The 9,656-nt window shown below is 59.6% G+C and carries 11 protein-coding genes, 1 tRNA gene and 2 pseudogenes; 7 read left to right on the top strand and 7 right to left on the bottom strand.

What is annotated here, in order from left to right:
- The 6 genes from P792_RS35315 to P792_RS35340 form a co-directional block, all read right to left on the bottom strand.
- The coding region (locus P792_RS35315) for a DnaJ domain-containing protein (RefSeq protein ID WP_023980005.1) at positions 1–551 on the bottom strand (551 nt) is incomplete at its 3' end.
- 80 nt (positions 552–631) lie between these two features.
- Positions 632–2,155, bottom strand: coding sequence for an efflux transporter outer membrane subunit (locus P792_RS35320; protein WP_031241755.1), 1,524 nt, complete (start codon positions 2,153–2,155; stop codon positions 632–634).
- A gap of 2 nt (positions 2,156–2,157) precedes the next feature.
- Positions 2,158–3,069: an HlyD family secretion protein gene (locus P792_RS35325; protein ID WP_023980007.1), complete on the bottom strand. Its 912-nt coding sequence runs from the start codon at positions 3,067–3,069 to the stop codon at positions 2,158–2,160.
- Positions 3,070–3,210: 141 nt separating this feature from the next.
- Positions 3,211–3,405: a DUF1656 domain-containing protein gene (locus tag P792_RS35330; protein ID WP_023980008.1), complete on the bottom strand. Its 195-nt coding sequence runs from the start codon at positions 3,403–3,405 to the stop codon at positions 3,211–3,213.
- A 262-nt stretch (positions 3,406–3,667) separates the two neighbouring features.
- Positions 3,668–4,099 (bottom strand): hypothetical protein, encoded by a 432-nt coding sequence (locus P792_RS35335; protein ID WP_023980009.1) that lies wholly within the window; start codon positions 4,097–4,099, stop codon positions 3,668–3,670.
- A gap of 153 nt (positions 4,100–4,252) precedes the next feature.
- Complete coding sequence (locus P792_RS35340; RefSeq protein WP_023980010.1) at positions 4,253–4,531, bottom strand: hypothetical protein; 279 nt, start codon at positions 4,529–4,531, stop codon at positions 4,253–4,255.
- 74 nt (positions 4,532–4,605) lie between these two features.
- Between P792_RS35340 and P792_RS35345 the strand changes: the two genes are divergently transcribed.
- From P792_RS35345 to P792_RS39725, 7 genes and pseudogenes are all read left to right on the top strand, one after another.
- A complete protein-coding gene (locus P792_RS35345) occupies positions 4,606–5,715 on the top strand; it encodes an ABC transporter ATP-binding protein (protein ID WP_023980011.1) in 1,110 nt (369 codons plus the stop codon).
- A gap of 92 nt (positions 5,716–5,807) precedes the next feature.
- Positions 5,808–6,827 (top strand): extracellular solute-binding protein, encoded by a 1,020-nt coding sequence (locus P792_RS36280; protein ID WP_051395977.1) that lies wholly within the window; start codon positions 5,808–5,810, stop codon positions 6,825–6,827.
- The gene (locus P792_RS36285) at positions 6,824–7,252 is read left to right on the top strand and encodes a hypothetical protein (RefSeq protein WP_023980013.1); all 429 of its coding nucleotides are present in this window, start codon (positions 6,824–6,826) and stop codon (positions 7,250–7,252) included. Before P792_RS36280 ends, P792_RS36285 begins: the two co-directional genes overlap by 4 nt.
- Positions 7,245–7,748: a YcgN family cysteine cluster protein gene (locus P792_RS35355; protein WP_023980014.1), complete on the top strand. Its 504-nt coding sequence runs from the start codon at positions 7,245–7,247 to the stop codon at positions 7,746–7,748. The genes P792_RS36285 and P792_RS35355 overlap by 8 nt, the downstream gene beginning before the upstream one ends.
- Positions 7,745–8,416 (top strand): M48 family metallopeptidase, encoded by a 672-nt coding sequence (locus P792_RS35360; RefSeq protein ID WP_051395978.1) that lies wholly within the window; start codon positions 7,745–7,747, stop codon positions 8,414–8,416. The genes P792_RS35355 and P792_RS35360 overlap by 4 nt, the downstream gene beginning before the upstream one ends.
- A 65-nt stretch (positions 8,417–8,481) precedes the next feature.
- Positions 8,482–8,567 (top strand) — tRNA-Leu (locus tag P792_RS35365).
- An 87-nt stretch (positions 8,568–8,654) separates the two neighbouring features.
- A pseudogene (locus tag P792_RS39725) lies at positions 8,655–8,771 on the top strand (DUF6538 domain-containing protein); the annotation flags it as partial.
- A gap of 746 nt (positions 8,772–9,517) precedes the next feature.
- On the opposite strand, the pseudogene P792_RS37865 reads toward P792_RS39725, so the two are convergent.
- A pseudogene (locus P792_RS37865) lies at positions 9,518–9,656 on the bottom strand (IS5/IS1182 family transposase); the annotation flags it as partial.

Consider the following 9,656-nt stretch of genomic DNA (forward strand, 5'->3'; position numbering starts at 1 on the left):
CCACCCTTGCCACTCAGGCGCAGGGTCTGACCATCCTCAATTCCGGCAGGAATCTTGACCTCAACCGTTCCCGCCTCGGGCAGGGTCACACGGCTCGTCGTGCCCAGCACGGAATCCTCAAACGAGACTGTCAGCGTATAGGATCGGTCTGCCCCGCGGCGCGTCCGACGACGCCCGCCAAATGGCCCCCCACCAAAATCGGCGCCGGTGCCACCGCCGCTGAACATATCCGAGAAAAAGGCCCCCAGATCTTCCTGATTGAACTGGTTACCACCGCCGTGGAAACCTTGGCCGCCACCAAAGCCACCGCCACCGAAGGGCCCTCTCTCATTCCCCTCGGCATCGATTTCACCGCGATCAAAGCGCGCGCGCTTCTCCTTGTCGCCCAGAATGGCATAGGCGGCACCAACGGCCTTGAAGGCCTCCTCAGCCTTCTTGTTGTTCGGATTATGGTCCGGATGATGTTCCTTGGCGAGCTTGCGATAGGCGCTGCGGATCTCCTTATCCGTGGCGCTGCGCGTCAGGCCAAGCGCTGCATAAGGATCTTTCACGCCTGTTTCTCCTTGCTTTCCGTGAATACTACAGAATTCATAAGTTGTATATTGTGCCCATCATCGGCAATTCAAGTGAGCTAGCGCGAGAAGGCCTTTGCAAGGATACTTTGCTTTGCCGCATCGATGGGCAAGGCCGTATCGCGCATTGCCACACCCTGCCACCCTGCGCCCATCGCCGTATAGAGCGCCACGGAATCGTGCAGCCTGGCCGTACGGGCCACTGCCTCACGGTCCTGAGCCCCCAGCAAGGTGCGCTGCGTCGTCAGGACATTCAGGTAATCGGTCAGACCCGCGGCATAGAGCCGCCTCGCCCTGTCCGCTGCCAGACCGCTATCGGTTGCCGCCTGATGCAGCTGGGCGACATAATGGTCGTTATGCAGCCATGACGTCATGGCGTCCTCGACCTCGCGGAAAGCATTGAGCACGGTCTTGCGATAGGTCAGACGGCTGGCCTCAGCCCTTGCGCGAGCCTCGACTACCTGCGAGGTGAAACGCCCCCCGTGCATGACCGGCAGGGTTGCCAGCATCATGAAAGACCAGCTCATCGCATTGACCTGAAACGCCTGATACATGGCGGAGGCATTCGGATTGAATGTCAGGGGAATCGAGAATTTGGGGTAAAGCTGGGCCACGGCTACGCCGATGCGAGCCGTCGCTTCGGCATAGCCGCGCTCGGCGGCACGAATATCGGGGCGATTGGCCACAACGATCGAGGGCAATGTGGCTGGAAAGCGCGGCATGACCGGCAGGGAGGCTGTCCCATTGGGCAATGCCTCCAGTTCTGCCTTGAGATCGCCCGGCATATCGCCCAGCAAGACGCTTACCCCGTGGCTCAGCGTGTCGATCTGGGCCTTGAGCGGTTCGAGCGAGGCCAGCTCGCTATCAAGTTCGCTCTGCGCCTGTGCGGTCTGAAGCGTGTTGCCTATGCCCTCCAGATAGAGACGCTTGGTCAGATCGACCTCGCTCTGGGCATTCTTGACGTTGGCCTGCGCGATCGAGAAACGCAGCTGCGCCCCCCGGAGCGAGATATAGGCGCGCACCAGCTCCGAAAGCAGCGTCATCAGCGTGGCACGACGGTCCTCAATACTCACATCGATGGCGCGTTCGCTGGCCTCCACCTCGCGCCTGATACGCCCGAACGCGTCGATTTCCCAACTGGCCTGGGCACCATAGGTCAGGACCGATGCCTCTGGCCGGTTCTGCGGATTGCCGGGCCTGATGGGCCAGTTGTCGATATTGATGGAATATCGGCTTGAGCCACCGCCGGCGTTGATATCAAGCTGCGGGTACCAGGCCGAGGCCGCCTCTTCACGCATGGCGCGACCGGCGATGATACGCTGGTCGGCAATGAGGAGGTCGTAATTGCCCTTGATGGCCTGCGCCACGAGACGGTTGAGCAGTGGATCGTTATATTGCCCCCACCACTCCTTCATCTCGGCCTCAGTGCGGGCGATTTCCTCTGCGGTGGCCGCGTGATCGGTCTCGACGAAGCCATCTGGCAGTTTCATGCGGTCGGGCTTGTAAGCAGGCCCGACCGTGCATCCGGCAAGAAGCGAGGCAGCAAAAGTGAAGGCGCAAAGCCTGCGGGGAAGAGACACCATGATCAGAGATGGTTCTGCAGCCAGGTGGTCAGACGGCCCCGTTGCCCTTGTGGCGGAGTGCCTACCGTGACCGTGCAGGTCATTCCGGCCGCCAGAATGACCTCGGGCGGCACGCGATCAAGATGGATACGCACGGGAATACGCTGCGCCAGACGGACCCAGGTGAAAATGGGATTCACATCCTGCAGTCCCAGCTTGTCCGGCGACCCGTTCTGGTCGTTGATACCACGAGCGATGGAAACGACATGGGCCGGGATGATTTCGCGATAGCCCATGAGCTTCACGCGGGCAACGTCACCCACATGCACGCCCCACATCTTCGTTTCCTCGAAATAGGCGTTGATCCAGAAACTGTCAGCATCGATGACCGCCATGCGCGACTGCCCCTCATGCGCATAGTCACCCACGCGTAGATTGAGGTTGGTCACGTAGCCTTCAACCGGCGAGTAGACGATGGAGCGCTGAAGGTTCAGCCTCGCCACATCGAGCGTGGCACGCGCCGCATTGACCGCATCCTCCTGCGTCTCGACGTTGGAGTTGTAGATTTCCTGCTCTTCAGCCGAGACGATACCGCTCAATCCCATGCGGCGCTTGGCATCGTTGCGGCGCAGCTTGAGATCTTCCTCGGCGCTTGCCAGATGGGCCTCCGCCTCCTTGATCGCGAGGCGGAACCGCACCGGGTCGATCACGAAAAGCGGGTCCCCACGATGAACGAAATCATTGTCGTGTACCGGCACACTCACCACGGTTCCCGACACTTCAGGCGCTGCATCGACCACATACACGCGAACGCGCCCATCGCGCGTCCAGGGTGCGATCATGTAGGTCTCCCACAGCGTGTAGCCCAGAAGGATCGTCACCCCGAGCACTGCGAATGTCAGAAAGACCCGGATCAGTGTACGAGCGAGCAGCACGGAGGCATTTCCTTGTCAAAGGCCAGGTTAGTCGGGGCGGGGAAGCAGGCAGCATGCATGGGAGAACGCCAGACACTACAGGCGACATGATCTATTATGCGCCTCTGTGACGCGGGCGGGGTGCCGCGCTGCCTCTCGACCTCACACATAGAGCACCATGAGGCAAAGCACGCAGACATAGAGCGCCACTTCAAACAGGGCGATATGCCAGAACCACTCGATGGCGCCTGTGCGCCAGAGGAGGAACCGGATGAAAAGCGTAACGGGGATAGCGGCAAGGGAATAAACGGCGATGGGAGATATGAACACGCCGAAAAGATCGAATTCCGCGAGCATCAGCCTCCCTCCTCCTTCCAGTATCAACCTTGCGGGATCAGAAGGGAGAGAGCCAAGCCCGAAAGCATAAGGTGCGGAATTTCCCGCAATGCTATCGGGGCGCAGACACCGGACGACCTGACCGAACCCGGATGAGCCCCGGACCTGACGCCTGAGGCAACTAACCGAAGGTCATAGGGGAAAGCCAGGTTCGCCGCCAGAAGGCAAACCTGAATTTTGCATTAGATTTGAGGCAACAAACCTCACAACGTGGTTAACGGCTTCAACGACGCGCAAAGATGTTGCGAAGCGCCTCAAAGATCTGCTTGCCCGTAAAGCGTCCCACAGGTCCGACAAGCAGCCCGAGAATGGTGGACAATGCAAGCGTCTGCTTGAATTCGATCATCTTGCGGTCGCGCCGCAATCTGGCCTCGAACTCAACCGGATCGGCTACATTGCGCGTGCCAAGCAGGGCAAAGATGATGACAAAGAGCAGATCGAGCCCCAGCACCGAACACGCTGAGGCGAAAGCCGAGAAGTGGAGCACGCTGAAAGCAAAGGCCCACAGGACAGCGTGGAATGACACAAGCGCGAACAGCCCGAAGATGGCAGCGATGATGAAGTAGGCCACGCGGCGGCCGATACGCATCGCGACGCGCTGCAGAACTTCGCCCTGAGCCTGAAGGGCTTCCTGCCCGACATCAATGACCTTCATGGAGATTCGCAAGCCTTTACGGTGTGATCGTGCCAGTGCTGGACGTGCCAGAGGCGAACCCGCCAGAGATCAACCCGGGCAGGGTAGCCGCCGAACATCCAACCCTGAAACGGATTGGAACAGGAGGCCGCCTTGCCCGAGAGAGAAGACAGCCTATTTGGAGACACGTCCTGCAATAAAGCCAATGACGGCAGAAATCAAAACTGCAGCGATGGGGCGGGCGCGTACACGAGCCTCGGCATTGTGAAGCTGCACGTCAGTGATCTCTCGTGCATTGGCCACGGCCTGATCGGCCCGTCCGGCAACATCCAGCAGTGCGGGGTTGATACGATCCTTGAGCAGCTGCTCCAGCTGGTCCTTCAGGCTGTCGATCTGTTCCTGAGCCGATTTGCTGGCATTGTCGACAGACTTCTTGACGTCAGTTTTGCTCATGTCACAACTCCTCATACGGTCTGAACCGCATCTTATGGTTTCGGATATAACGTTCTGAGTTCAGGCGAGGTTTCATGTCAGGTTCATCGGGGGACAATCGGTCGCCCCTGTCGGTTCATTCGCTCGCGCTCACCCCGGGGGCCGACGGCTTTTCGCTCAACCTCGTGAAGGGCGAGGCTTTGAGCCTGCTTGCTGAAACCCCCGGAACACTGAGCCTCTTCTGCGATATCCTGGGCGGGTTTGTCGCACCTGCTGCCGGACGCGTGGCGTTTGCAGGTCTGGACGCCAGCGATACCCTTCCGGGGCAGCGCCCTATCGTGCTCGTTTCCCGTCGCGAGCCTGCTTTTGGTCATCTTGGGGTCGCTGCCAATATCGCTTTCCCACTTCGTGTACGCGGCATGGCTGCCCATGAGATCCGTGCAAGCGTGAGCCATTTTCTCGCCCTGCTCGGTCTCGATGGCTTTGCCTCGGCACGGGCCGACACGCTGCTACCGGAATATGATGTCAGGCTCAGACTGGCGCGCGCGCTCGCCTGCAACCCGTCTGTGCTGGTGCTGGACGATGTCCTGTCCGGCCTTGATCTACGTGCTATTGGCCGGACACGGCAATTGATCGCGAAGCTTCACAAGGCTCTCGGACTGACCTTGATCTACGCCGCCAATGATCGTGAGGACGCTGTATGGCTCGGGGGACGCATTGCTCTGTTCGATCGCGAAACCCTTGTTCAATGTGCCAGTGCCAGCACCCTGCTTGACCGCCCGGCAACCCCATGGGTCGCCTCCCTCTTTGCAGAAGCCAATCTGCTGACGGGTCGCGTTCTGTCGATTGAGGACGATATCGCCACGATCCATCTTGCCTGTGGCGGCGTGGTGGAAGCTCTGGCCGATGCCGATCTGGAAGATGACAGCCTTTGCGTGCTGTGCATCCGCCCCGATCGTATGACGCCTCTTTTCGCCGCATCCGGCGGGGATGAAGAAGGCCCCGCCCCTCTTATTGCAACGCTCCAATCGGTGCTGCATACCGGCGAACAGATGCGCCTGCGGCTACGCCTCTCTGACGGGGTGGAAATCGAAATGCGGCGTCCGCTCATCCAGTCGACGCGGCAGATGACCCCCGGCGCAACACTGCAACTCGCATGGCAGGCCAGTCAGGCTGTGGCCTTTCCCATGAAAGACGATCTATAAGAGGCGTTCCGATCAATTTCCCTCAACAGGAAGGCCGTTTCCTGCACGCGTCACTCTCCCCTTCCAGACCTGACCGCCGGTCCCATGCTGCCTTGAACAAGGCCGCGTGGACGCTGCTCGTGACGCTGTGCCTGCCCGTACTGTCGACCACTTTTCCCCTTCAGGCTGCCGCAGCAGGGCACCATGTCCATCATGCTGTCCATCATGCCAAGACCAGAAAGCCGTCTCACGCAGCCGCGTCACAACTCGGTCTGGCCGTGCTGTCAGGCAGCCTTGATGCCCATTCCCTGCTGATGCCCGACCAGCCCTATCCGCTCAAGGAATGGGATGGCAGCCTCACGACGCTGCGTGACGCTGCTCTGGCACAGAAGCCCGTATGGCTTACAGCCATGATTGACAACACGACCCTGTATGCCGCCTGTCGTGACGGTATTGTGCAGACGCTTCCGGCGCTCCCCATCAGCGATCGGTCACGCAGCACACCGGGCTCACCCTGCGGCATTGCCGCCGGGGAGGAGAGTATCGTCCTGGCGTGGGACCGAGGCAGACTTGGTGACGACGCGCCAAACTGGGGCGATTTCTGGGATATTGCCCGCCATCCGGGCAAACGTGCCCTGCGTCTCGACCCCAGAGGCACGCTTGAGATAGCTCTGATGGCTGATGGTGTTGCGCCCGGCGACGTCTATACCGTTCTGGCCTCTCCCGCAGGGGTAGATCGCGCATTTCGCAAGCTCGATCAATTGCGCCCCTATCTTGTCTGGTGGCGTACACCCGCAGAGGCGACGCGCATCATGAGCAGCGGCGCTGCCCTGATGCTTTCAACCCCCCATGACCGCTTGGCCGATCTGGGAGAGAAAGCCACCTTCGCCGCGCAATGGCGTCAGTCCCTTCGCCAGAAAGTGTCGTGGGCCATACCGCGCAACGTACCTCCCGAGCAGGCAGAGGCTGTGATCAGGATGCTGCGCGACCAGACCCCGCTGCATGACGACACGCAGGATGCCCCGCAGGATGGACGCGACATTCGCGCCTTGTCCGTGAGCGACAGTTTCTGGGCCATCAATTATTATGCGCTTCAGAAACGCTTTCAGACTTGGCTGACCGCAGCGCCATGAGTCTCGCCGCTCTCGCCCTTGTTGCCGGATGGGCCACCTGTCTGATTCTGCTGGCTGTCCTGTCCAGAGGCGCGTCCCGTCTCACCGGATTTTTCCATCTGAACACAATTTTTACCCATAGCGCCTGCGCCGCCGCCATAGCGGCACTCTGGCTTGGAAGCGAAGCTTCACACTGGCCCCACTATTCGGGATGGTTTCTGAGCGGCTTTCTGACTGCGCCATTTTGCATCCTGCCTATATACCAGCGCCTAGCAGGAAAGGTAGCAGGACTGACGCGGGCTGCCTCCGGCCTTGGCGCTGGCCCGCGCGCGCGCTTGCGTCTGCTCTGGTTTCCCCTGCTGAGAGGCCCTATCCTGCTCTCTGGCCTGATTTCCCTTGCCACCCTGACTTCTTGCCTCAATCTCGGCAGGTTCACTCATGTCTGATCCCGAACATCCTTTCTGGCAGGTGATCCCCTTGTCTGAAATGACAAAGGCGCAGTGGGAATCGTTGTGTGATGGCTGCGGCAAATGCTGCCTGCACAAGCTGCGCGACGAAGAGACCGAAGCGATCCATTTTACAAATGTCGCGTGTCGTCTGCTCGATCTTGAAACCTGCCAGTGCTCGCAATATCCCACGCGGTTTCGCAAGGTGCCTGACTGTGTCTCGCTCACACCGGAAATTTTGGCCGATATTGACTGGCTGCCTCCAAGCTGCGCCTATGTGCTGATCCGTGATGGACAGGACCTCCCCGCTTGGCACCATCTGCGTACGGGCTCGGCTGACTCTGTGCACGAAGCGGGAATCTCGGGAAAGGGCCGCATGATCAGCGAGCGCGAAGCCGGGATGCTGGAAGACCACATTGTTGAGTGGGCGGCGGAAATTCCCCCTGGCGTGGCGAAAAAACGCCGCAAGCGGCCTTCAACCAAACGACGCTGGTGACAGAACCTGCTTACCCGGTGACGTGGCGACACTCTGCGCGTGCTCGGCGCATTTCGCTTCGCATCGACGGCGCCAATCGTCAGGTCGTGGTGACCTGCCCCCGCCATTTACCCCTGCACCACGCGCGACGCTTTCTGCTCACTCACGATAGCTGGGTGCGCGAACGACTCAATGCCCTGCCGGCTATGACTGCCCTTGTTCCGGGAAGCACCATCTTACTCAATGATTGCCCGGTCACCCTGGTTCATGCGCCAGAGCAAAGACAGAGCGCCGGTATCGAGAAGGGTATTCTACGGATCAATGGTCCCATTGAGCGCTTCGATCAACGGGCTCTGGTTTTCCTCAGGCATCGGGCCGGGTTGATACTCCCTGCCGAGCTCGCTCATGAAGCGGAGCGAATGTCGTGCCAGATCTCGCGTTTCGCTTGCAGCAATGCCCGCACCCGGTGGGGGAGTTGCACACGAAACGGACGGGTTATGCTGAACTGGCGCCTGATCATGATGCCCGAACCTGTTCGCCGCTATGTGATGGTGCACGAACTCGCCCATCTGACGCATTTCGACCATAGCCTGGCTTTCTGGACTTTGGTGGAGCGGTTTCATGAACACCGCAAGCCGGCACAAGCCTGGCTCAGGCAGCATGGTACAGCGCTGATGGCGCTGGGATAATGGCCAAGCAGCCCGCAAGGGATTTTCACCCCCTCCCCCACGTGCTAGAGCCTGAGCCGTGCTGTGCGAACTTGGCGGAATGGTAGACGCACGAGACTTAAAATCTCGAGTCCGTAAGGGCGTATGGGTTCGAGTCCCATAGTTCGCACCACTATCTCATTGAATTTTATAGGTTTTTTGGCTCTCAACGCGTCAAACTGGGGTTTCCCCGGAATTCTTCCCAGAATGGGAAATTTTGATGCTGCGTCTGATAGGGTCCCGCTACCATTTTCGCAGGGCCGTGCCGAAGGATATCCAGCCTCTTCTGGGGCGGTCCGAGATCTCCCTTTCGCTCGATACTTCGGCTAAACTCGAAGCTCGCAGACGGGCGGCACAGCTATATGGCCGGACCGGACAGTTCTTCGACAAGGTGCGCGCCATGAGTGACTCGAAAGCCCGACCGCCCACACCAGACGAGATCATCACTTTTTATGAGAGCTTCGTTCGCGATACCGAGTCTGCCCATGCCATCGAAATGCGCCTGCTCGAACTCAAGCATGAGAGGGAAATGACAGAGGTTCAGGTACGCTTCCTCGAGTTCAACAACCTCGTGACGCATTTTCTCTCTATCATCGGCCCCTATCTTGCCAAGGATACCGAGCGGCTCGAAACGATGCGGAAAATCGTGAAGAAGGATCTGCCTGAAGCGCGTGCGGAGGCCGCTAATCTGGCCGCTCAGGTCAATCTCCTGAGAAGCATCGTTGTCGACATTGGAACCGCCACGACGAGCGAACCTATCGCCCCAGTGCCGCTGACTGCTGAACCAAACCCAAGCGGACAAACCATACCAAAGAAAAAGCTTGCAAGCTCCGGCTCCCGCGCAAAGCTTCTGACGGTCAGCATGGCTGCGGAGCGTTTTATTTACCCGGATACCAATCGCTCAGAGGATACGAAACGTGGCACGCGCAAAGCGCTTAACATGTTCATCGATGCCTTTGGCGACATGGACGTTGAACGGATTACTGGCGAGACGGCTGGCGAGTTCCGTGATCTCCTCTTCCGCCTTCCCTCCACCCATGGCAAGGAGCGCAACGGCCGCTCGATCCGTGACGAGGTCGCGCGCGCTGAAATGGTCTCACGTAAATCGGACGCTCGTTTCCGGCCGCGCCGGCTCGCAAGCGGCATCAGGGGCGCTATGCGTTCCCATTCTTCATCTGTCAGATCAGACGGATAGCATTTCGTCCTGCGGGTGATATCGGCC

Source organism: Asaia sp. SF2.1, assembly GCF_000505765.1.
In the GTDB taxonomy this organism is placed as follows: Bacteria; Pseudomonadota; Alphaproteobacteria; order Acetobacterales; family Acetobacteraceae; genus Asaia; species Asaia bogorensis.